Consider the following 22,766-nt stretch of genomic DNA (forward strand, 5'->3'; position numbering starts at 1 on the left):
CTAGCGTTGACAACTACCCCAGCCAGAAACAATGAGCCCGCGATGATCGCGGGCTCGTTCTATGCTGCTGGTTGAGGCTTTCAGGCAAATGCGATAGCGCCTTTGCCGACTCCTTCATACGCCACTACTTTATAGGCTGCTGGTTCCAGCGCCTGTAATGTGTTGGCGATATACTCGGCCAGACACTCGACTGTGGTGTCACAAGGCACGATTTCGCAGTGACTGACTGGCAAGGCGATTTCAAACCAGCCTTGCGGGGCCTGATAGCGGAAAAAGTGACTATTGTCTTGCGGTTGTAACCATTGGCAATCAGCGGCCTGCACCTGATCTTCGGCGGTACCGAGGTAAATATCGGTCCAGCGTTCAGTCCAGAATTTGTTCAGGCGTGGGCTTAACATATTGTGCTGATAAATTTCGATAGTTGAGCGATGGCCATGTGCAATACGCTGGCAGTTACCATCATGTTTTTTCAGGCCATGGCTGTAATGATAATAAAAGCCGTTGGCTTTTTCCGGCCGCAGCACAAACAGCAGTTGCTGCACGTTATCCGGTAACAGCGGTTTGATTTGCTGTTGCAAAAAAGCCGTCAGGCTTAACTCATCAACTTTTTCCGCCGGGATGGCGACATGGGCGTCAGCCGGCGATGCGATTTGCACCGGGCCGCGTTGACTATTGAGTTTTAAGATCTCGGTCTGACCGTCCTGACGTTTGCTTACCGCCGGATGTAACGCCGGATAGGCCAATTTGTGATCAACCAGGCTATCAATGGCTTTTTTTATCAGTTTTTTGACATGGGCGAAATCCAGCACCATAGACGTAGCGTCGAGGCCGCCGTGTAACTCGACATCGACGATAAAACTCTCGCCTAACAAACCGCGTTGCGGACAGAGGTAAGAAAAATCGATCACAGTTAAATCACGGACAAACAGAATCATGGCGGTACTCAACGCAGAAAACGGACGCCTATTATACGGCATCGGGCTTCGACAGTCACAGCTGAATCGACATCAACGCTGATGTTCATTCAGCCAACTATTGAGCAGACCAACCTGCCCTAACTTGTGCGCTGCATACATCAGCCGTATGGCATTACTGAGGAGTTGGCTATCATTCCAGTCAGTTTTGTCGACAATTTCCTGATAACAGCTCAGGGCTTCCGGCGTCAGATAACCGCGTAGTTCCTTTTTGCCGGATTGACGTTGTTTTTCCCGGTATCTTTGTTGCTTTTCGGCGTTGGTCAGAGCAGGCTGGGCTGATTTGGGCATAGCAGATTAATCTCGGTCGAAGCGTCGGTTGGTGCCGTTGTCATCTGGCTGTCTTGTGTCCGGATTATGTTCTGCAACCAGCAGAAATCGACTAATCGGACTTGTTTAGCGTACAACTGTTCGCTAAAGTGACCCGGCATTTTTTACGGATTTAACATACATGACTCAGAATAGCTTTACAAAAGAAGAATTAATCGCGTGTGGCAAAGGTGAATTATTTGGTCCAGGCAATAGTCAGCTGCCGATTGACAATATGCTGATGATTGACCGGGTGCTGCATATTTCTGAGGAAGGTGGTAAGTACGGCAAAGGCCAGATTATCGCTGAATTCGATATCAATCCGGACCTGTGGTTCTTCGCCTGCCATTTTCAGGGTGACCCGGTGATGCCAGGCTGTCTGGGTCTGGATGCAATGTGGCAGCTGGTTGGTTTTTTCCTCGGCTGGTGTGGTGGTCCTGGTAAAGGCCGGGCACTGGGTGTTGGTGAAGTGAAGTTCACCGGACAAATCCTGCCGACCGCGAAAAAAGTCACTTATACCATCGATATGAAACGAGTGATCAAACGCAAATTGTTTATGGGTATTGCCGATGGTGTGGTCAGTGTTGACGGCCGTGATATCTATGCCGCCGAAGAATTAAAAGTGGGTCTGTTCCAGGATACTTCCAGTTTCTAAGCTGATGTAGTGCAAGCTCTGTAACGACAAACCCCGCTATCGCGGGGTTTGTTCCTTAATGCATCAGTCTCAACAGACTGGGATTATTGACCTTTACTAAACAGACCACCACCGCGGTCTTCCATCGCCTCGCGATACCCCCCTAACCACTGCGAGCGCGCATCAATACTCTGATACGGACAAAGCTCCTTTGAACGGCCTGTAACACCTGCACGATAACCTTGAGCATGAGCACGTTCTAAACGATCACGTTTTTGTCTTTTCATACGGCAGTCTTCCTCAACTCTATGTGTTCTTCACAGAAAGTACCGGCTGCAGGGGTGCAACACCGGCACACAGTTAATAGATAGACCTGTGTAGCAAAAGGTTCAACCGAAAATAGCAGAGATACTAATTGACTTTCGCTAACAAACTGAACTTCATTGCAATTTGACGACAAAAAAATGAAATTATTTTTTGTATAAACGCGAATTTAGCCAGCTGAAAGTCGCTGCTACGCACGTTTGCAGAACGGGCTTGTTGATTTGATGTCTGCAGGCAGAAAAAAACCCGCAACGCGGGTTTTTTTAGCAGCGATTTGTCGACTTAACGCCGGCGACGACGCAGCGCGAGTGGCAGCAGTGCTAACAAACCAAACAAACCAAAGCTGGCGCCCTGCCGCTCGTAGGTTTGTTCTGCGCTGTTATCGCAGTTGTCGATTGTGCCGTTGGCGATTGGATTTAACTGCACTGCCACGGCAACTTCTTCTTTGAGCACATTACCGGCGCTGTCTTTCACCAGCTCACCTTTAATGTCGCGCCGCTCGACTTCTTTAATAGCTGTCGCGACAATGACGTTTTTCTCGTTAATGTCAGTCGCTGTAACAATTGTGTAAGCCGACTTACAGGTAAGCAAAGTGTTGATGTCTTTAAAGGTATTGGCATTGATGTCATAGAGGAAACCAACATTACGGCGCGTGGATGTACCAGCGGTAGAGGCTTCTGTGGTACCAACAACCAGATTGTTGTCATTGATGGCTTCAGGGGCCGTCGAGGCTGACGCAAACAAATCTGCCGGGAACGTCAGCTTTTGTGTGTTGTAATCATAAATAAAGAAACGATTACGCTCAGCGCTGTTGATATTTTTGACCGCAAAACCGGTGATAATATTTTTATTATTAACGCCGGTGGCATAGCTTGCGCTCCACTCTTTGGTATCAATAAAAGATTTCAGCTCAGTGCCGTCGAAAATGGTGGCGTGAAGGGCGTGATACACCTCATCACGACCCGATAAACCGATGATATAGAAACGGATATCATCACTGTCCGAGTACATCGAAGCACCAACGACCAGACCATTGTCATTAATGTCGTTCGGCGTGCTGGTGTAAGTAACGGTTGGGTAATCGGTCCGGGTATGCGCTTTACCGGAGTTTTTGTCACCAAGGAATCCCAGCAATTGCGGCGTGCCCGGTTTGCCATTGGCATCCAGCTGCCACACCATACCGCGAGTCTCATAAGCATTACCGACTGCGTTGCGGTAATAACATAAATCTTTTGGCTCTGTAGTGCCATCGCAGGCTTTGGCGATAGCGGTCTGGGTATCTGCCGCCATAGTGCTGCTGCCATAACCAATCACTTTGCCAGTGTTGTTTAAGCCCCGGCCAACGCTGTAACCGCCACCGTAGTCGGTGTACGCCGGTGGTAAGGTGTATTTACCTTTATCAGTGAAAATGACACCTGCCATATGCATAGGAGCCGGCACCCATAATTGCTGTGCAACAGGGTTTGGCGTCGTGGTAGTCGCCGCAGGGGTAAAAGACTGACGGTTGAACGGTGCTGTGGCGTAACCGACCATCTGGTTCAGGTCATTAATCCCTAACAGATATTCGTTATTGGTTTGCACAGTTGCTGTTTCACGAACGCGTACCAGCTGTTTGGTGTCGAGCCGGACCGGATAAGTGCCGGCAAAACGTTGGGTGGTATAAATCCCACTGGCTGATTGCAGATAGTTGATAAGCACAGTCAACGCTTTGGCGCTGATATTGCCCTTTTTAACTTCTTCAATTTCTGCCGCTGTTAGATTACCGGTGATAACGGTATTAGTGAAATCGACAGAATTCAGGTCAATTGGATAATTAAATCTGTTACTTAAATTGCCGACGACCTGGTTATTGTTATTGAGGCCAGAGACGAAACTTGATTTATAACCATCGATAGGTCCAAGTTCGACGACCTGATAAGTGGCTGCCTGCCCCGTAAAGGCCACAACGGCCGGTAACATGGCGACAAACAACGGCGAAAATTTCATTCAATTCCCCTGCTACTGCTGGTTTAATGCTTCTAATTGTTCCCAACGCTCGTATGCGTGCGCCAGCTTCGACTCGACTTGCTGAATTTGGTTCAATAGAGCTGTGGTGACATCGGCACTCTGGCGGAAGAACTCCGGATCATTGACCTGCGTCTGTAAGGCGCTGAGCTGTCCATCAAGACTTTCGATCTCGGCGGGCAACAGTTCCAGTTCGCGTTTCTCTTTGTATGATAACTTCTTCGGTGCTGAAGCTGAAGCCTGCGCGGCAGATTGCTCAGCGGGTTTTGTAATTATTTGTTCATTCGACGGTTTTTTCACTTCCGTCTTACTTTGTTGCAGCTGTTGGTACGCCAGTACATCGTCATACCCGCCGGCGATTTCAACTATCCGGCCGGTGCCGGTAAACCATAATGCGCTGGTGACGGTGTTATTGACGAATTCACGGTCGTGACTGACCAATATCACAGTGCCCTGATATTGCTGCAGAATATCTTCTAACAGCTCCAGCGTTTCGACGTCAAGGTCGTTGGTAGGTTCATCGAGGATCAATAGGTTGCTTGGTTTAGCGAATAACTTCGCCAGCAACAGCCGGTTTTTTTCGCCGCCGGACAAAGCCCGCACCGGTGTGCGTGAACGCGCCGGTGCAAACAGGAAATCCTGCAGGTAGCTCAGCACATGGCGGCTTTGGCCATTTTGCACGATTTCCTGCCGCCCTTCTGCGACGTTATCCTGCACTGTGGCGTCTAAATCCAGCGCCATGCGGTGCTGGTCAAAATAAGCCACTTCGAGGTTAGTGCCGCGTTTAATTTCACCGCTTTCAACCGGATATTCATCCAATAACACTTTGATTAAACTGGTTTTGCCGACGCCATTTGGCCCGACTAACGCCACGCGGTCGCCACGCATCAACAGGAAGTTAAAATCCTGCAGCAGGGTTTTGCCGTCAAAACTTAAATTGAGTTTTTTGCCTTCAAACACCAGCTTGCCGGATTTCGCCGCCTGTTCAATGGCAAAATCGACTTTACCCAGCTGTTCAACGCGGGCAGCACGTTCTTTACGCAGCTCTTTCAGTGCGCGTACCCGACCTTCATTACGCGTGCGTCGCGCTTTGATGCCCTGACGGATCCAGACTTCTTCTTCAGCCAGTTTTTTATCAAACAGCGCATTGTGCTGCTGTTCAACCTCGAGCATCTTGGCTTTGCGTTCCAGATACTCGGCATAGTTGCCCGGGTGAGAAGTTAACTGGCCGCGGTCTAAATCGATGATACGCGTCGCGACATTGCGGATAAAAGCGCGGTCGTGCGAGACAAAAATAATAGCGCCGGCAAATTGCAGTAAAAACTGTTCCAGCCATTGAATAGCAGCCACATCTAAGTGGTTGGTTGGTTCGTCCAGCAGCAGAATATTTGGCTTGGCAATCAGTGCCCGCGCCAGGGCGGCTTTGCGTAACCAGCCACCGGATAAACTCGCCAGCGTGGCATCAGGGCCCATCACAAACTGCTCACAAAGCTGAAGCACACGGGCTTCTAATTGCCAGCCGTCCCGCGCGTCCAGTTCACTTTGCAAACTGGCAAATTCGCGTTGTTGTGCGTCATTATCGGCGTCATATTCGTTGGAAATTTGATAAAAACGCTGCAATTTAGCCGCAAGGTCGCCAGCACCCTCGCGGATAAAATCAGCGATAGTCACGTCAATCCGTGCCGGCGGGTCTTGTTCCAGCCGCGCCAGCACCACGTTGTTCTCTTTGACGACCTGACCGTCGTCCAGCACTTGCTGGCCGGTTAATACTTTGAGCAGCGACGACTTACCGGCGCCGTTGCGGCCAACTAAACAAACCCGCTCGCCGGCAAACAAACTAAAGTCGACATGGTCGAGCACCGGATTGGTGCCAAAGGCCAGGCAGGCTTGTTGAAATCTGAGTAATTCCACGCTTAATCTTTCCTGTTCACAGCGCTGGCTGTGTGATAAATCTCTGTAGTGCGGCCGCATCAAAGGGCCACTTCAATTCATAGGTTTGCCCGTGCTGCAGTCTGGTCAGTACCGGGATCTCTGTGCGATACAAAGCAAAAGCGGCCGGCTCGTCGACAATGTCGACCAGGCTGAACTCAAGGCTGGCTGCATGCAGCAGCGCTTCCGCCTCTTCACATAAATGGCAACCCCAGGTGCTGTAAAGCGTCAGCATCAGGCGCTCCGCGTCAGCTCAAAACAGACGTGAATTTGCGGGGTACGCTTAAAATCCTCCGGCAAAGACGCGGCGCTGATGTCTTTAATCGACCAGCCGGCCGCTTCGAGTGCGGCGCGGTCGATTTTAAACTTACGTTTGTTATTGGAGAAAATCACTTTACCGTTGGGTGCCACCAGCTTGCTGATCATCGTCAGTAACTTCACATGGTCACGCTGTACGTCCCAGGTATCTTCCATCCGTTTTGAGTTGGAAAAAGTCGGTGGGTCGACAAAAATGAGATCAAACTGGTTTTTACAATCAGCCAGCCATTCCAGCACGTTGGCCTGGATAAACTGGTATTGCTTACCAGCGAGATCATTCACGGCAAAATTGCGTTTGGCCCAATCCAGGTAAGTATTGGACATATCAACAGTCGTCACGCTGCGCGCACCGCCCAATGCGGCGTGCACAGAAGCCGAACCGGTATAAGCAAACAGATTCAGTACGGCTTTGTCTTTGGCTTGTTGCTGGATACTTCGCCGGGTCAGTCGGTGGTCTAAAAACAGCCCGGTATCGAGGTAATCACGTAAATTCACCAAAAATTTGGCGCCATATTCGCTGACCGTTTTGTACTGGCCGGCTTTGGCGAGCGCCTGATATTGCTCTTTGCCTTTTTGCTTTTCACGGACTTTTAGAACTATGGCGTCGGTCGATACCTGCAGCACCTGCGGCACCAGGTTGACGATATCAAACAGGCGTTTTTGCGCGATTTGCTCGTCAACATTCGAAGGCGCGGCATATTCGTGGATCACTACTTCGCCGTCGTACCAGTCGACTGCAACGTTGTATTCCGGAATGTCTGCGTCATAAAGCCGGTAGCAGCTGATTTGTTCGCGCTTGGACCACTTTTCCAGCTGTTTGACGTTCTTTTTCAGCCGGTTGGCAAAAGACTCACTTTCAGCAAAAAACATCGACGGGCTTTTACTGGTGATTTGCACCTGTTTTTCCGTCAGGTCAAACAAACTGAATTCACAGTCCAGCGGGCCGTTGGCAAATTTATACGATTTGAGCTTGGACAACTTCAGTGAACGTAGTAAGTCAGTGTTGCTGGTGATAATCGCCAGCCGCCAGTTAGCGTAATGTTGCTTCAGGCGTACTGAAAATTCGCTGTAGACCGGGATCAGCGACGGGATATCGCCCAAGCGCTCACCATAAGGTGGGTTACAAATCACCACGCCGGGGATTTGGGTGCCGGCAGCCTCTAGAGTAGTGGCATCACCGGCTTTAAATTCAATAAATTCAGCGACACCGGCACGGGCGGCGTTTTGGCGGGCTTTGTCTAATTGACGCGGGTCTGTATCAAAACCGATGAACTTAGCCGTTGCTGCTAAAGCCCGGCGTTGCCCCAGCGCTTTGGCCCGTAGTTCCTGATACAAAGCGGCATCAAAATCGCTGTCGTTTTCGAAGGCAAATTTTAAACGCTTGAGGCCCGGCGCTAATTGCCGCGCCATCAGCACAGCTTCAATTAATAAAGTACCGCTACCACAAAATGGGTCAACCAGCGGTTGCTCAAACTGCCAGCCGGAACGGATCAGCATGGCCGCAGCTAACTGCTCTTTTAACGGCGCTTCGCCCTGCTCTTTACGGTAACCCCGCTGATGCAGCGACGGGCCGGAGAAATCTTTTAAGAAATAAAAATGTTGGCGTTCCATTCGCAGCTGAAAACGCACGTCCGGTTCCAACCGGCTGACGTCCGGCCGCTCGCCGAATTTCGCTCTGAATTGGTCGACGATGGCATCTTTCACGCGCATCGCGCCGAACTGACTGTTATCAATAGTGGCATGTTTACCGACACACTCGACCGCGAGGCTTTGACGCAGATCCATCTGTGCGGTCCAGTCCAGCTCGTTGGCGACGGCATAGACATCGGATTGTTCATTAATAGCGAGTTGATCGAGCTGGCGCATGATCCGGGTAGCGAGGCGCGACCACAAACAGATTTGGTAGCCCTGCTCTAACGTTGCCTCAAACCGCACAGCGCCAAGGCTGACTTTACTGACGGTGGCGCCGAGGCTGGTCAGTTCACTGGCCAGTACTTCTTCAACGCCTTTGGAGGTTAACGCCCAGAATTGCAACATAAAAAAATCCACGCAAAAAAATTGCGCGAAGTATATCAGAAGTTGCAGCAGGCCCGCTGCCGAATTTGGCTTTTGCTGGTGGCACATTATCGGGTTACAGCTAATTCGATGATTTAAAACACAAGATGCTGATAAAACCAGCAGTCAGTGCGTTGTCGCTGGTTTTATGTCAATTGTTGCTTGCTATCGATATCTAAAAGCAATAAGATGCGCCCCGCAATGACGGACGCGGGATGGAGCAGCCTGGTAGCTCGTCGGGCTCATAACCCGAAGGTCGTCGGTTCAAATCCGGCTCCCGCAACCAACTAAGTCATTGCAAAACAATAGATTACATTAACTGCTCAAATGTAATTTTCGGACGCGGGATGGAGCAGCCTGGTAGCTCGTCGGGCTCATAACCCGAAGGTCGTCGGTTCAAATCCGGCTCCCGCAACCAACTTAAGAACCAGCATGATGCTGGTTTTTTTGTATCTGAAATTCGGCAATCTAAATTGAAACAGCCCGACGACAGTCGTCGGCTTGTGTTTCATTACCCTCTTCTACCCAACCCCTCAAGCCGCCACAGCACTTGCCTGTTCCAGCCATTCTTTCGGCGATACACCAAAACGTTGGCGAAACACCCGGTGAAAAGCTGCGACGCTTTGATACCCTACGGCGGGTGCGATTTGTTTCAGTGCATTGCCGGATAACAGCTGCTTACGTGCCAGCGTCAGACGCCAGTTTTGCAGGTAATCGGCCGGGGTTTGCCCGACGATTTTGCGAAAATGCTCGGCAAAGCGGGCGCGTGACATGCCCGCTTCCAACGCCATACTGTCTAAAGTCCAATCCAGCTGGGGTTGTTGATGCAAAGCAGTGATCACCGGCGCCAGTCGTTTATCAGCGAGGCCGGCAAATAAGCCTGCTTGTGGCGGTTCTACCGCCATAATGTGGCGCAACAACAAGATCAGCAGATATTCGGTCAGGCGTTGCAACGCCGCGTCGCGGCCACAGTATTGCGCTTGATTTTCCTGCCAAATCAAAGAAATGGTACTTCTGAGCGACGAGCAGCCGGACAGCGGAATTAAGCTTAAATCCGGCAATGCGGCCAACAGTGGGTTGCCGGCGGTTTCACCGCAGTCCAATGTTGCGCAAAACAGCAACAGCGACTGTTGATGGTCCACTTTAAATTGATGCGCATGTCCGCGCGGAATAAACAACAAACAAGGTTCAGTGATGACATGGCTACGGCCATTCACACTGACTTCCCCTTGCCCGGCCTCAATTAAATGCAGATAAGCCCGGCCACTTTGTGGACAAAATTGGGTTTTCTGGCAGCTGCTGCCGTGGAAATAAATCGAGGCCTGTGGTGAAAAATGCGCGAGCAAGGGGGTTAATCTGTCCATCATGATACTCTCTGCAACTGTATAGGTACATTTTGTAACTAATCGTTCCCGATAATAGCAGCCATTACCGCAAACGCCAAGGTGGCGTGGGTGCACAGAGGAACACACCATGACTTTCAGTTTCAGCGTCAGAGTGAACCGGGCTATTTTACGCGCTTTGGTCCTCACTTTGTTTTTATCCGGTTTCAGTCAAATGGCCCAGGCGAAAAGTCTGCAGCAGGCTATAGCTGTCGATTACCTGCAGGGCGAAGGCGATGTACAGGGCTTAAAGCTGGCCTATCAACATCATGTGGACTGGCTGCATGGCCTGGACCCACGCCTGAACATGTCATTTGAAGCCAGTGCCAATTTCTGGCGCTATGGCCCGGCCAACAGCTCAGACAGTAATGCCGTGTTGGCGGTGTCGCCGGTGTTGCGTTATCCGCTTGGGCAAGCCTTTGATTTAAATTGGGATCTGGAGTTCGGCATCGGTGTATCCCTGCTGGATGACACCCGTTTTGCCGGTAAGGATGTCAGTACTCATTATCAGTTTGAAGACAGGCTGGGCTTAGTGGCATGGCTGGCGCCGGACCGTAGCCTGACCTTGCGTTACCTGCATTATTCCAACGCCGGTTTTAAACGACCAAACCCTGGCCTTGATTTTGTCAGCCTGTCTTATGGCTGGTATTTCTAGGAGGCGCGGATGAAAATTATACTGCTGTTCAAACTAACTGTACTGGCGTTACTGCTGTTGATGCCACAGCAAGTACCTGGTGCGGCAACTCAGTCGCTGCCAAATACGGCGCTCCAAGTCGGTTCAACCGAGACTGTGCTGCGTAAACTGGACTTCGAATTGCGTGTGCTCAGCCAGGCATTACCACAAATCCACCGTGTCTCAGCGCAGCAATTGCAGCAAATCGAAGATTTATGGCAGCAGCTGTTTGCGCTGAGCCAAAGCCCGCTGCTGAACAAACTGTATAACCAGTATCAGGTTCAGTTGCAGCAAGCCCTGCAGAGCAGCAAAGAGGCTGCAGGTGAAGTTGATGCAAGACAAATGATCGCGCTGCGTCAACGCCTGATGGCGGCGCTGACCTTACAGCAACAGCAGCAATAAGTTTTTTGCCGGGACAGCTCCACAGCGTAGCAAAATTTTCGCTACTGCCCTTGAATTGTCAGGAACCAGCGCCATCAAACAAAGATAACCAGCGGTGTTTTCCCGCTTATTTATCTTGATGCCATGGAGCTGCCAATGTCTTTCACTCGTCCTTTGTTAACAGCCGGCCTGGCTTTTTTGCTGACCAGCTGTGGTTATCTCAGTGAAAATCCCAAATCTGCATTAGAGCAACAATGGTTGCAACAAGATCCACAAATCGCCGAAGCAGTGAAACAAATCCGTGAACAGGGCCTTGCTGCTGTTGCCGGCAGTGCTGAAGCCGGTACCGTAGCCGCTTGCGTTGCAAGCCGGTTGGCGGCAGATCCGATGGGGAAACTCATTACGGTGGAAGGTGCTTTGGTCGAATCGGCCAAAGTAGCTAAGTTGCTGGCTGACATCGAACAGATGTTTTCGCAGGAAATTAGTTTTGACAGCGTCGCGGCGATGCTGGAACAAGGCGCAGACGCTGCCGCTTATGCCAAAACGCTGATTGACCAGCAAGGACTGGAACAAGCGCTGGCGACACTAAAAACGCTGGTGGCACAGAGCCAGCAATTTGCCAGTAAAGATTTAGGTGGCCATTTGCAGGCGCTGATCAGTACCTGCAAAGCCTATGAAGTGCCTGCTGAAGCACCGGCAGATGCCGCCAATAAAACCTGAGCCTGTTTACCTGAAACCAGCCCGCCCTAAACCGATCAGCCCAGCTCGCTGATCCGGCGCAGATGCGCAGAATAGAAACCATCAAAACCGGTTGCCGCCGGACTGATTTGCTGGTCTGACAGCAGCACAAAATCCGGCCGGGTGGCTAAAAACAAGTCAATTTGCCGACGGTTTTCGCTGGGGAAAATGGAACAGGTGGCGTACAGCAGCTCGCCACCGACCGCCAGCATTTTGCTGTAGCGCTGTAAAATGTCCTGCTGCAGTTGCTGCAATTCCGCCAACCGCATCGGCGCACGCCATTTTGCATCCGGATTGCGCCGCAGCACGCCGCTACCGGTACAGGGCACATCCAGTAACAGGTAATCAGCTTTACCGGCCAGCCGTTTGATGGTTTTACTGCTGCTGATGAGCCGGGTTTCGATATTGCCGGCCCCTGCTCTGTTGGCGCGCTGCTGCAGATTATCCAGCTTCCATTGCTCGACATCCATCGCCAATAAGCGGCCCTTAGCCTGCATCGCTGCGACCAGTGCCAGCGTTTTACCACCGGCGCCGGCACAGGCGTCAATGACCCGGCTGCCGGGTTTGACTGGTAACGCCGCAGCCACTAGCTGCGAGCCGGCGTCTTGTTGTTCAAACCAACCCTGTTTAAAAGCCTGAGTTTGAAACAGCGCGGCGTCAGAGGTGATTTGTAGCGCCGTGTCGACGCCATGGACCGGCTGATTCTGAATGCCGGCTTGTGCCAGTGCTTGTTGCAGCTGTTCCTTGCTGGCCTTTAGCCTGTTGACCCGAATGTATCTGGGTGCCGCCTGCGCCAGTGCTGCGCGCTCTGCCGGCCAGTCAGCCCCAAGTTCAGCCTGGCCGAGTTGTTCCAGCCAATCCGGGCAACCATCCTGTAGCTGAGCCGGCAGTTGTTGCCAGCGCGTCTGTGCTTGGGCTGTGGCCTGCACTTGATTCAAATAGGCCGCAATGAGTGCTGGCAGACTTTGGTCCGCGCCGGCCAGCGCCTGATAGGCATTGAGCCGTCGCAGCAAAGCACCACAATGCGCCACGGTCTGAGCTTGCTGTGCGAGCGTTGGTTTGTGCTGGCTGAACACCTGCGACATCGCACGCTCCAGTTGCTGGTCCTGCTGTAATACCAGTTGCAAAATGGCGCTGATAAGCGTTGTAACTGTGTCTTGTGGGCTTAATGACATGTTGAGTTCCGGGCAGCACGCAGCAGGATAACTCCCCGCTGCAAAGTGGCGCGATCATAAAAGCTGACAAGCGCTAACACAAGCGCTGAGATGCCAGCGGTGCTAACACCGCGAAAAAGTTGCTACGGCCGGTTAATCAACCTGCAAACAAGCCCTTTGTTGCTGCGCCAGCCGGAACTGGCTGGGCGCGACGCCGGTCCACTGCGCAAACTGCGCACGAAAGGCTGAAGCGCTGGTAAAACCACATTGCCCGGCGACTATTTCAATCCGCTCACCGCGGCTTAACAGCACTTTTGCCTGCTCAATCCGCGCCTGTTGCAGCCACTGTTTGGCACTTTGACCGATACTGCTTTGAAAATGCCGGTCAAAGCTCCGCCGGCTCATCCCAGCTTGCTGCGCCAGAGCATCAATTTGCCAGTCCCTGCTTAAGTCTGCCAATACAGTGTCGATTACCCTGGTCAGGGTTTTACTGGCGGTTGACACCGGCAACTGAATAAATTGGCGTTGGCCGCCCTGCCGGGCAAGCGGCACCACCAGGCGTCGTGCGCTGCTATTGGCCTGCTGCGTGCCAAAATCCGCTTCAATCAGCGCCAGCGCAAGGTCAATGCAGGCCGCGCTGCCGGCGGAGGTAAAGATGTGGCCGGCCTGCACGAACAACGGAGCGGTATCAAGCTGAACTTTCGGAAATAACTGTCTGAATTTTTTAGCGTATTTCCAATGTGTTGTCGCAGTTTTCCCATCCAGCAAGCCGGCATAGGCCAGGATCACTGCACCGGAACAAAAACTGACCAGCCGCGCGCCTCTTTGCGCTGCCTGCTGCAACGCCTGCAGTAATTGTTGGGGTGGCCGCTCGTTAATATCGCGCCAGCCCGGCAGTACTATAGTGTCGGCCTGTTGCAACACCCCAAGATCATCGGGTAACCATAAACGGCTGCCATCACCCAATGCTAATTGCGGACCATCACAGCTGACGACTTCGCCCTGATACCAAGGGCTATTCGTCCGGCCATGGCTGATAAAAATTTCTACTGCGGCGCCGTATTCCAGCATCGACAGACCGTGGTAAGCGCAAATCACCACGTGATGGGGTTTTTCAGATGTCATCATTTCACCGGTTTGATAGCCATTCAGCTGCCCATTTGCACATCCATGGCTTATTCTGCCGCCGTCGTTTGAGCAGGACAAGGTGTTGGCTGAAAACAGGCGATTATTGGTAAATCCGACAGTGTTGCCTGGCGAAATTTATTGGTCAAATAAGCCATCGCTGTTTAATCCCAATCCAGGAGTAGATCATGACATCACAAGTTTTAACCAACACACAACCTTCGTTAGTCTGCCAATATCCCGCTGCAACCGCCGACACTGCTATCGATTGGTTCAGCCAACGTTTGATGCTGGAGACTGACTGCAGCGATGTGCACAGCGCATTACAAGCCGGTGCGACCGACTTTGTGTTATTGGATGTCCGCAGTAGCGCAGTTTTTGCCGCAGGCCATGTGCCGGGAGCAGTTAATTTGCCGCACCGGCAAATCAGTGACTCGACACTCGCGACACTACCGCCACACCGGCTGCTGGTGGTGTATTGCGCTGGACCGCATTGCAATGGCGCCGATCAGGCCGCGCTGAAAATTGCCCGGCTCGGTTATTCGGTCAAAATCATGATTGGCGGTCTGCAAGGTTACATCGACGAAGGTTTTTTACTGCAAACCGGGGCGCCGGCGCGGCAAAATGCCAGCAATGGCTGCTAAACCCTGAGTCAGTGCTAGCTGAGCTGGCAAGCGAAATCAAGTACCGGTAAACTTGGCGCCATTGGAGTGGCTGCAGGTTGTTGCCGATGACGCGTTCTGCGGAAGTGTTTTACTTGTTTTTACGGCTGGGTCTGACCTCTTTTGGTGGCCCGGCGGCACATCTGGTTTATTTTGAACAGTGGGTCGTCCGGCAAAAAGCCTGGATGGACGAGCAGCAATATCGTCAGCTTGTCGCGTTGTGTCAGTTTTTACCCGGGCCTGCTTCCAGTCAGGTTGGCATTGGCATTGGTCTGCAGCATGCCGGTTTTACCGGTGCCCTGCTGGCTTTTATTGGTTTTACCTTACCGTCTTTTCTGCTGATGACGTTGGCTGGTCTTGTTGGCAGCCAGTGGTTCAGCCCGTTGGCACAACAAGGCGCATTATGCGCACTGGTGGTGATTGTTGGCCACGCAGTGTGGCAAATGAGCAACAGCCTGACGCCTGACTGGCCACGCCGATGCCTCGCCGGCGTGGCACTGCTGTGTTTTCTGCTCTGGCCTCAGCCTTTTTATCAGCTGCTTATTTTACTGGTTTTTGCCCTGTTCGGTGCCTGCTGGTTACAGCCGCACACAGTCGCTACTATCACGGCAAGTCCGCAGAAAACCCACGCCACAACCTACACTACAGTGCTGCTGTTAACGTTGTTTGCTTTGCTGCTGTTTGGTTTACCTGTTGTTGTGCTGCAAACCGCTGATGCTTTGTTACAACTGGCTGACGCCTGTTACTGCGCCGGCGCCATGGTATTCGGCGGTGGTCATGTGGTATTGCCGCTGTTGGAACAAAACACTGCCGGCCTTATCAGTGAAGCGGATTTTCTCTCTGGCTATGCGCTGGCCCAGTTAGTCCCGGGGCCGTTGTTTAGTTTTGCCGCGTATATCGGCGCTGCAGCCGGACAAGGCGTGACCGGCGCTTTGCTTGCGACTGCGATGTTATTTTTACCCGGCGCGCTGCTGGTCTGTGCTTTATGGCCCTGGTGGCACCGGCTGAGTCAGTATAGGCCTCTGCTCGGTGCAGTTACTGCGGTGAATTGTGCAGTAGTCGGCTTGCTTGGCGCAGCCTGGTGTCAGTTTATCGTGCCGCATGCAGTCAGCAGTAACTGGCACTTACTAGTGATCGCGGTCGCCGGACTGGTGGTGTGGCGTCGTTGGTGCCCGCCAATTGTGCTGTTGCCACTGCTGATGATTGCCGGCGCGATGCTCGGGTGGATTTGACAGCAGGATGTTTTGTTTCATCATCAAAGATGTGGCCCATCGGCAGCACCTTTAACCGGAGAAAAGACCCACCAATGCGTATTGGCCAACACAACAAGTTGTTTTGCAAGTCACTCACACTGCTGCTTTTTTGCTTTAGCAGCGCTTTGCTGGCGCAGAATTTAACGCCGGCGCGCATTCTGACGTCGGAAAAAATGCCGTTTAATTATCTCGAGGGCCAGCAGATCAGCGGTTTGTCGGTGGATTTACTACAACTGATGTTTAACGGCAAATTACCGGCACCGGTTGAGCTGATGCCGTGGCCGCGCGCCTATGCCACTGCGCTGGAGCAGCCTGATGTCCTGCTGTTTACGATGGGGAAAACAGCGGAGCGCGAAGCATTGGGTTTTCAATATATCGGGCCAGTATCACGACGTTTTCACTCGTTATACGCTGTGCGCAGTGATTTACCGCCGGTTAAAAGCTTTGCAGATATCAAAAAACACCGGTTGGTAGTGGCAGGCCTTCGCGCCGGTTGGCTCAGTGAGCAGTTTAAAGCCGCGGGCATCGCGATTGAAACTGTCGGCAGTTACCAGCAAGGTATGGACATGTTACTGAAAAACCGTGCTCAGCTCTGGCTGTCGACCGATCTGGAAGAACAGGTGTTGCAGGCGCAACTGACAGCAGCGCCTGTGCTCACGCCAGTCTGGCGGGTGCTTTGTTCAGAAAATTATTTCGCGCTGTCACCGGGCTCAGACCCGGCTCTGGTACGCCAGTTACAGCAAAAATACCGCGATATTCTGCACTCAGCGGCGCCGCAAGCCATCCGCCAGAAATGGCAAACTAAACTTGCTTTGCCATTAGAATTCGCGCCTGTTGCCGGCTTTTATCTGAAAGATGCCGAACTTTTGCGCTGTAAACCAACCAGCCAGGCCGGTTAACAGCGCTGAGTTTCAGTGTCCGGCAGGTAATGCAGCCAGTGGCCAGGGCGTGAGGCCGCGGATCTCTTTGATGCCTAAACCCGGGCTTTGATTTAGCAAGATCTGCGGGCCGTCAAACTGGCAGCCGCCGCTGACCGGATCAAAACAGCTCAGGGTCGGACCGTCCAAATCCAGATAACGGATTTGCTGCGGATAAGCCGCCGCTAAATGCGCAGCTGCAGCCACACTGATGGATGATTCCAGCATAGATCCCAGCATACAGGGTTTACCGGCCGCCGCCGCAAGCGCCAGCACCTGCAATGCGCCGCTGATGCCGCCGGTTTTCATCAGTTTGATGTTGATGATGTCGCAGCAGTCCAGTGCCAGCAGTTTCGCGACATCCTGTGGGCTATAGGCACTCTCATCGGCCATCACCGGAGTCAGGACTGCGTCTTTGACTGCTTTTAACCCGGCCCAGTCCGCAGCCGGCACTGGTTGCTCAACCAGCTCAGGGAAAACACCGCCCGCTTCAATTTGCCGCAACACCTGAATACTCTGTTTCGCGGTCCAGGCCTGATTCACATCAAGCCGTAATTTTACTTCGGCCGGTACTGCCTGATGAATAGCCAGCACGCGTTCGACATTCAGCGCCGGCTCGCCACCTAGTTTGATTTTCAGTTGCTGGTAACCGGCAGCTACTGCGTTTTTTGCATCCTGCACCATCTGATCCGGACCGTTTAAACTGATAGTGATGTCGGTCATAAGCAGCGAAGGCGCAGCGCCGAGCAGCTCGCACAAAGGCACTCTAAATAATTGCGCCCGGGCATCATAAAGCGCGATATCCACAGCAGCTTTGGCGCTGCTGTTGCCAACCACCGCCTGCTCCAGCCGGTGCAGCAACGCCTGGAAATTGACAATGGACTGACCCAGCAGCAGCGGCTTAAATACAGTCTGGATCACCGCCTGCATCGACTGCAGGCTTTCGCCGCTAATGACTAAGGTCGGGGCTGCTTCGCCATACCCACAGCAACCATTTTCCAGCTCAATGCGCACTATTAAATCCTGTACAGCGTCCACGCGGCGCAGTGCTGTGACAAAAGGTGTTTTCAGCGGCACTTCCAGCAAAAAGGTGTCGAGTTTAACGATGCGCATAAGTCTCCCGGCTCAGGCTTTTGATTTGATATAGCGCCTGCTGATAACTGGTCTGTGGGTTGAGTTGTAACGGCGTGAACTGGGTGACGCTGACACCATTAAGTTTGCTGTGATAATAGTCACCGTTCTGCAGGAAATAACTCAGGCCGTTGACGGCGTGGATCACAAACATCTTGTTTTGATCGCTGCGGCCCAGTATCAGCATGACATGGCCAGGGATCATTAATAAATCACCGATATCGGCTTGTTCAAGTGCTTGTTGTTTTTCACTGGCTGTTGTTTGTTCAAGCTGAATAAAGGCGCCAAAACCCAGATCAGCCAGACTGCCGGTATTGCGCGGCAACAACAGGCCAAAAGTTTTAAATACTTCATTGATAAAACCAGAACAATCCCTTGCGTTGTAATCGTGACCCCAGCCATAACGCTCGCCTAAGAATTTAAACGACTGGCGGATAATATTGGCGCGGGTCAGTGGCAGATAACCGCTCTGCACATCCTGATTGCGGCTAATCAGTGCCGGCAGTAACGCCAGAGTGCCATCATGTTGGCGAACCGGTAACTGCACGGCATAACTAAAAGCCGGGTTTTGTTGATACAACAGCGCCGGTAGTCGTTGCAGCAGCGGCAGGCGCACGCCCATCTCGAGCGCTACCTCAGAAACCTGTGGCTGCTGCGGATTAAAATTGGTAAACACCCGAGCGCCGGTCACCAGCAAAAAGTCGGGTTGCCGGGTAAAATCCAGCGCAGTCTGGTGATCGGTCAGCGCCAGATGCTGCACCTGCAACCAGCCGTTGTAATGATAATGCCGGACATAAGCCCACAATTTGTCCTGACTGTAATGCAGCACCTGTAGCGCCTGCCCGGGAAACACTGCGGTTTCCTGAAAACGGTCAATGTCAAAGTCCATTTGCTGATTAAACACCCGATCCAGAGTCGGGAAAGTGCGGATGCTGCCCCGGCTGGTCACCAGTGCAGCTTTTGCCGGCACTTGTGCGGTAATTGCCGGTAACGCCATCGCCTGCTGGTAACGGCTAAAATCGGCTTCGCTCAGCTGGCGGCCGTCGGCATAAAAACGTGCGGCCTGCGGCCGTTGACTGCTTTGCGCGATGAGGGCGCGCACTTCAGCACCGGTATAACTTTGTGGTGCTGTGGCAAAGTCGAACATGCCAGCCGTGCTGCGAAATAACACCGCATTGTCGGCCTGAATTTGCGGCGCAGTGCGCAGGATTTGGTCAGGCGCCGGGCTTCGCGCCAGCCAATAATCAACCTGAAGCTGCGCCGGTGTCAGGCCTGGAATGTCGTGCACGACGGCGTTGGCGTTAGGCAATGACAGCCACAACATGCTGAATAGCAGCAGACAATGAAAAACGTAGGAAGAAAAATTGTGGCGGGGTTTGCGGCTGTGCATGGATAAACCTATGACATGGCGGGAATTTTTTATTCAAGTATACTGGCCACAGATCAAATGACAAGCGCAGGCGTCCGCATGAAAGTAGTACAGAGCTTGATGAAACATCTTTGTAAATCAATTACTTTTGACACTTTATCTCGCTCGTCAGCGCAGCGCAGACCGCAGCGGCATGTCGCCGGCACTTTGGTGTTGACGGTTTTATTGCTCAGTAACATAGGATGCAGCCAGTCGCCGCAGCTGCCGGCCTCGTCTGGTGAAGCACTAGCGGCAGCGCCGGTGATCCCTGCGTCCACCAGACAACTGGTGATAGTCGTCAGCGACGACTGGGGCGCCAGTACTGGTCGTTTATATCTGTTTGCCCGCAGCGTCGGCATGCCGTGGCAAGTAGCTGGCCCGGCAAGCGCTGTTGACCTGGGTCGAAACGGCAGCGCCTGGGGCCTGGGTTTACATCCGCCACAACAAGGTCAGCAAAAACAGGAAGGTGACGGTAAAGCGCCAGCCGGCCTGTTCCGGTTAAGTTCGGCTTTTGGTGCCTTACCTACTTTGGTCACACCGATGCCGTACCAGCAAATGAGCCGTTTTGACTATTGTATCGATGTGCCGACTTCGCCTTTATACAATCAGACGCTGGATGTCCGGCAATACCGGCCGGAATGGACCGCCGGCAGCTCAGAGCCGATGCGACGCGATTTGATGGCAACCCCGGATGCGGTGTATCAGCAAGGTTTGTTTATCGACCACAATTTCAGCGACGGCGAGGCCCGCCAGACGGGTGCCGGCAGCTGTATTTTTCTGCATCAAAAAGCAGCCAATGGCCGAAAAACCGCCGGTTGTACAGCTTTAGACCCGGCAGCACTCAGCGCTCTGCTGCGTTGGCTGGACCCACAAAATGCGCCGCTTTATCTGCTATTACCCGTCGCAGAATATCGCCGCCTGCAGCAGGACTGGCAATTACCGGTGCTGGCCGAATGATGTCAGAGACAAGTGGAGTGACCTCAGCAGTGGACTTATTCAAACAGATATTCCGGCTGATGCCTTTTTGCAGCCTGCTCCTGTGGTTAAGCGGCTGTGCCAGTCAGCCGGGCGCTCAGCTGCGTCAGGAACTCATCCAACAAATTCAAGCGGCCGGGTTACAGCCTGATCAGGTTGCATTGGTGGTGATGCCGGTCGAGCCCGGGCACCTGACCAGGCCTTTGATTGCACATAATGCGGATTTATTGATGCAACCGGCCAGCACTTTAAAACTGCTGACCAGCGCGGTCGCCTTAGACCAGCTGGGCCCTTTGTGGCGTGGTGAAACTGAGCTGCTGGCCAATCCCGCGGATTTGACGCAGGCGCGGCAACAAGGTGTGTTGCGCCAGCCGCTTTTTGTGCGTGGTAAAGGCAATCCGGATCTGGATTACGCCGCGCTGTCGTTTTTATTGGCACAGTTATACAACGAAGGCGTGCGTGATTTGCAAGGCGGTGTGGTGCTGGATCGCAGCTGGTTTCATCCGGCCCTGCCCGACCCGGCTACGCCAGCTTTTGATGAGTCGCCGCGCGCCCGCTACAACCACATTCCCGATGCACTGAGCCTGAATCAGCAGATGGTGCAGCTGCGGCTACAAAGCGACGCCAATACAGTGCGGCTCAGTACTTTGCCGGCATTTACCAATTTGGAACTCAGTGCGCAGCTTCGCCTGACGGACAGCCGCTGTGACCAGTTTAATGGCCAGCTTTTGCAATTAAACGAACAAACATTGCCTGATGGCCGTATCAGGCTGGTGCTGCGGGGGGAATTTCCACGCCACTGTTTACATGAAGAAGATGCCGCCTGGTTAAGCCAAGAGGCGCAGTGGCAACTCAGCCTGCAGCAGTTCTGGCGCCAGCTTGGTGGCAACACAACAACGCCGCTGCAGGTGCGTCATGGCCAAACGCCAGCCGATGCTGTGGTAGTGGCACAGCACTTCAGCCGGCCCTTGCCGCAATTGCTGCAGCAGCTGAATAAAAATTCCGACAATGGTCTGGCGCGTACTTTGGCGCTGCAACTTGGCGCACAGTTTCAAAGCGTGCAGCAAAAAAACGAGCAAACCGCAGAAAAGCCTGCAGCAACTGACAGCGTTGAGGCGGCAGAGCAGATGGTAAAAAGTTGGCTTATACAGCGGCAGTTACCGGCAGAGGGACTGGTGCTCGACAACGGTTCCGGTTTGTCACGTCAGGCTCGGATCAGCGCAAGTCAGCTGGCCGCTTTGTTGCAATATGCCTGGCAACAACCCTGGGGACTGGATTTAGCCAGTAGTCTGCCGCGCGCCGGCACCGATGGCACTTTGCAGAACAGGATGCGGACGTCAGTGGCGCGCGACCGTGCCCGCCTAAAAACCGGCACTTTACGCAATGGCACCGGCCTTGCCGGTTATGTGTTTGACCGTCAGCAACGGCCGTGGATTTTTGTTGGTCTGGTCAATGCCGAGCAAGGGGTGGCCAAAGGCCGGCCTTTGTTAGACCAATGGGTGCAACAGGTCAGCCAGTTTTAACTGGCTGACTGTCAGCGTCAGACGCTGAATTTATACGCGGTAAACAACTGTTGCGCCTGATGCCACAGTGGGCCCGGTTGCCCAACGCCGTCAAGCGTAGTCCCGACCGGCACACCATCAATAGCCACAACAGGCACGACCTCTTTGGACGAACTGGTCAGCCAGACTTCGTCAGCGCACAGCACTTCAGCTTTGCTGATCACCCGCTCCTGCACTTCGATAGCGCTGTAACTGCGCAGAATATGCAGCAACAACAACCGGGTGATGCCCGGCAGGATTTGATGATCCAGCGGCGGCGTGCTGACCATACCATCTTTGACGATAAAAGCATTACAGGAACTGCCTTCGGTTAATTCATCGCGCTCATTAAATAACAGCGTTTCCTGAGCACCTGCATCGACTGCTTGTTGGTGATGTAACACGTTCCCGAGCAGCGCTGTGGATTTGATATGGCAACGTTTCCAGCGTAAATCTGTAGCCGTAATGACCTGCATCGGTTTGGCGCTGCCAGGAAGGCCATTTGGCGGTGGATTAATCGCAAAAGTAAATGCAAACACGGTCGGACTGACACCGGCCGGGAAGGCATGGCCACGTTTTATGTCAGCACCGCGCGAAACCTGTAAATAAACACCGAGGTCGCCCTGACCGTTGCGCTGTAACAGGTCGTTAATCAGTGCGAGCCAGCGGTCGTGATCCCAGGCCAGTTCGATGCCAATCTCAGCAAGGCCCCGTTGCAGCCGGTCAATATGCGCAGTGAAGCCCACCAGCTTACCCTGATAACTTGGGATCACTTCATAAATGCCGTCGCCAAACAAAAAACCACGGTCCATTGGCGAAATACGCGCTTCGCTGGCCGGCATAAAACTGCCATTTAAAAAAACTTCAGACAAGAGACTG

22 protein-coding genes and 2 tRNA genes are annotated in these 22,766 nt (G+C 52.9%); 11 read left to right on the forward strand and 13 right to left on the reverse strand.

Going from position 1 to position 22,766, the window contains the following annotated elements:
- Positions 1-80: 80 nt before the first annotated feature.
- Both ABNT34_RS12180 and ABNT34_RS12185 read right to left on the reverse strand, forming a co-directional pair.
- Positions 81-935 (reverse strand): 6-carboxytetrahydropterin synthase, encoded by an 855-nt coding sequence (locus ABNT34_RS12180; protein ID WP_348731994.1) that lies wholly within the window; start codon positions 933-935, stop codon positions 81-83.
- 72 nt (positions 936-1,007) lie between these two features.
- Positions 1,008-1,265, reverse strand: a complete 258-nt coding sequence (locus ABNT34_RS12185; protein ID WP_348731996.1) for a hypothetical protein — start codon at positions 1,263-1,265, stop codon at positions 1,008-1,010.
- A 160-nt stretch (positions 1,266-1,425) separates the two neighbouring features.
- On the opposite strand from ABNT34_RS12185, the gene fabA reads away from it, so the two are divergent.
- Positions 1,426-1,938 carry a 3-hydroxyacyl-[acyl-carrier-protein] dehydratase FabA gene (gene fabA / locus ABNT34_RS12190; protein ID WP_348731998.1) on the forward strand — a complete coding sequence of 171 codons (513 nt, stop codon included), beginning with the start codon at positions 1,426-1,428 and terminating at the stop codon, positions 1,936-1,938.
- A gap of 83 nt (positions 1,939-2,021) precedes the next feature.
- Here the strand turns inward: fabA and rmf are convergent, their stop codons facing one another.
- The 5 genes from rmf to rlmKL form a co-directional block, all read right to left on the reverse strand.
- A complete protein-coding gene (rmf, locus tag ABNT34_RS12195) occupies positions 2,022-2,204 on the reverse strand; it encodes a ribosome modulation factor (protein ID WP_031564511.1) in 183 nt (60 codons plus the stop codon).
- Between the two features lie 319 nt (positions 2,205-2,523).
- Positions 2,524-4,227: a DUF3466 family protein gene (locus tag ABNT34_RS12200; RefSeq protein ID WP_348732000.1), complete on the reverse strand. Its 1,704-nt coding sequence runs from the start codon at positions 4,225-4,227 to the stop codon at positions 2,524-2,526.
- Between the two features lie 12 nt (positions 4,228-4,239).
- Positions 4,240-6,156, reverse strand: a complete 1,917-nt coding sequence (locus tag ABNT34_RS12205) for an ATP-binding cassette domain-containing protein (RefSeq protein WP_348732002.1) — start codon at positions 6,154-6,156, stop codon at positions 4,240-4,242.
- 16 nt (positions 6,157-6,172) lie between these two features.
- Positions 6,173-6,409 carry a glutaredoxin family protein gene (locus ABNT34_RS12210; protein ID WP_348732004.1) on the reverse strand — a complete coding sequence of 79 codons (237 nt, stop codon included), beginning with the start codon at positions 6,407-6,409 and terminating at the stop codon, positions 6,173-6,175.
- Complete coding sequence (rlmKL, locus tag ABNT34_RS12215; protein WP_348732006.1) at positions 6,409-8,529, reverse strand: bifunctional 23S rRNA (guanine(2069)-N(7))-methyltransferase RlmK/23S rRNA (guanine(2445)-N(2))-methyltransferase RlmL; 2,121 nt, start codon at positions 8,527-8,529, stop codon at positions 6,409-6,411. Before rlmKL ends, ABNT34_RS12210 begins: the two co-directional genes overlap by 1 nt.
- Positions 8,530-8,756: 227 nt before the next feature.
- Between rlmKL and ABNT34_RS12220 the strand changes: the two genes are divergently transcribed.
- Both ABNT34_RS12220 and ABNT34_RS12225 read left to right on the forward strand, forming a co-directional pair.
- Positions 8,757-8,833: transfer RNA gene (locus ABNT34_RS12220), tRNA-Met, on the forward strand.
- 55 nt (positions 8,834-8,888) lie between these two features.
- Positions 8,889-8,965 (forward strand) — tRNA-Met (locus ABNT34_RS12225).
- 115 nt (positions 8,966-9,080) lie between these two features.
- On the opposite strand, the gene ABNT34_RS12230 is transcribed toward ABNT34_RS12225, so the two are convergent.
- Positions 9,081-9,914, reverse strand: coding sequence for an AraC family transcriptional regulator (locus ABNT34_RS12230; protein WP_348732008.1), 834 nt, complete (start codon positions 9,912-9,914; stop codon positions 9,081-9,083).
- Positions 9,915-10,020: 106 nt separating this feature from the next.
- On the opposite strand from ABNT34_RS12230, the gene ABNT34_RS12235 reads away from it, so the two are divergent.
- From ABNT34_RS12235 to ABNT34_RS12245, 3 genes are all read left to right on the forward strand, one after another.
- Entirely contained in the window at positions 10,021-10,584 is a 564-nt protein-coding gene (locus tag ABNT34_RS12235) for an acyloxyacyl hydrolase (protein ID WP_348732010.1), read from the forward strand.
- A 9-nt stretch (positions 10,585-10,593) separates the two neighbouring features.
- On the forward strand, positions 10,594-11,004 hold the full coding sequence (locus ABNT34_RS12240) for a hypothetical protein (RefSeq protein ID WP_348732012.1): 411 nt from the start codon (positions 10,594-10,596) through the stop codon (positions 11,002-11,004).
- Positions 11,005-11,139: 135 nt separating this feature from the next.
- Positions 11,140-11,703 (forward strand): hypothetical protein, encoded by a 564-nt coding sequence (locus ABNT34_RS12245; protein WP_348732014.1) that lies wholly within the window; start codon positions 11,140-11,142, stop codon positions 11,701-11,703.
- 35 nt (positions 11,704-11,738) lie between these two features.
- Here ABNT34_RS12245 and ABNT34_RS12250 read toward each other — a convergent pair whose 3' ends face one another.
- A complete protein-coding gene (locus tag ABNT34_RS12250; RefSeq protein ID WP_348732016.1) occupies positions 11,739-12,896 on the reverse strand; it encodes an RsmB/NOP family class I SAM-dependent RNA methyltransferase in 1,158 nt (385 codons plus the stop codon).
- 132 nt (positions 12,897-13,028) lie between these two features.
- Complete coding sequence (locus ABNT34_RS12255) at positions 13,029-14,000, reverse strand: helix-turn-helix domain-containing protein (RefSeq protein WP_348732018.1); 972 nt, start codon at positions 13,998-14,000, stop codon at positions 13,029-13,031.
- A gap of 188 nt (positions 14,001-14,188) precedes the next feature.
- On the opposite strand from ABNT34_RS12255, the gene ABNT34_RS12260 reads away from it, so the two are divergent.
- From ABNT34_RS12260 to ABNT34_RS12270, 3 genes are all read left to right on the forward strand, one after another.
- Positions 14,189-14,644 (forward strand): rhodanese-like domain-containing protein, encoded by a 456-nt coding sequence (locus ABNT34_RS12260; RefSeq protein ID WP_348732020.1) that lies wholly within the window; start codon positions 14,189-14,191, stop codon positions 14,642-14,644.
- An 86-nt stretch (positions 14,645-14,730) separates the two neighbouring features.
- A complete protein-coding gene (chrA, locus tag ABNT34_RS12265; RefSeq protein WP_348732022.1) occupies positions 14,731-15,894 on the forward strand; it encodes a chromate efflux transporter in 1,164 nt (387 codons plus the stop codon).
- 74 nt (positions 15,895-15,968) lie between these two features.
- Positions 15,969-16,814 carry an ABC transporter substrate-binding protein gene (locus ABNT34_RS12270; protein WP_348732024.1) on the forward strand — a complete coding sequence of 282 codons (846 nt, stop codon included), beginning with the start codon at positions 15,969-15,971 and terminating at the stop codon, positions 16,812-16,814.
- A gap of 12 nt (positions 16,815-16,826) precedes the next feature.
- Here the strand turns inward: ABNT34_RS12270 and ABNT34_RS12275 are convergent, their stop codons facing one another.
- Together ABNT34_RS12275 and ABNT34_RS12280 are read right to left on the reverse strand one after the other, a co-directional pair.
- The gene (locus ABNT34_RS12275; protein ID WP_348732026.1) at positions 16,827-17,945 is read right to left on the reverse strand and encodes a dipeptide epimerase; all 1,119 of its coding nucleotides are present in this window, start codon (positions 17,943-17,945) and stop codon (positions 16,827-16,829) included.
- Positions 17,932-19,287, reverse strand: coding sequence for an SH3 domain-containing protein (locus tag ABNT34_RS12280; RefSeq protein ID WP_348732028.1), 1,356 nt, complete (start codon positions 19,285-19,287; stop codon positions 17,932-17,934). Before ABNT34_RS12280 ends, ABNT34_RS12275 begins: the two co-directional genes overlap by 14 nt.
- A 144-nt stretch (positions 19,288-19,431) precedes the next feature.
- Between ABNT34_RS12280 and ABNT34_RS12285 the strand changes: the two genes are divergently transcribed.
- Together ABNT34_RS12285 and dacB are read left to right on the forward strand one after the other, a co-directional pair.
- Positions 19,432-20,328, forward strand: a complete 897-nt coding sequence (locus ABNT34_RS12285) for a hypothetical protein (protein WP_348732030.1) — start codon at positions 19,432-19,434, stop codon at positions 20,326-20,328.
- 29 nt (positions 20,329-20,357) lie between these two features.
- Positions 20,358-21,869, forward strand: coding sequence for a D-alanyl-D-alanine carboxypeptidase/D-alanyl-D-alanine-endopeptidase (gene dacB / locus ABNT34_RS12290; RefSeq protein WP_348732032.1), 1,512 nt, complete (start codon positions 20,358-20,360; stop codon positions 21,867-21,869).
- A gap of 17 nt (positions 21,870-21,886) precedes the next feature.
- Here the strand turns inward: dacB and ABNT34_RS12295 are convergent, their stop codons facing one another.
- Positions 21,887-22,759, reverse strand: a complete 873-nt coding sequence (locus ABNT34_RS12295) for a D-amino acid aminotransferase (protein ID WP_348732034.1) — start codon at positions 22,757-22,759, stop codon at positions 21,887-21,889.
- Between the last annotated feature and the right edge of the window lie 7 nt (positions 22,760-22,766).

Origin of the sequence: Rheinheimera texasensis, from assembly GCF_964031785.1 — a bacterium.
GTDB classification, from domain to species: domain Bacteria; phylum Pseudomonadota; class Gammaproteobacteria; order Enterobacterales; family Alteromonadaceae; genus Pararheinheimera; species Pararheinheimera texasensis_A.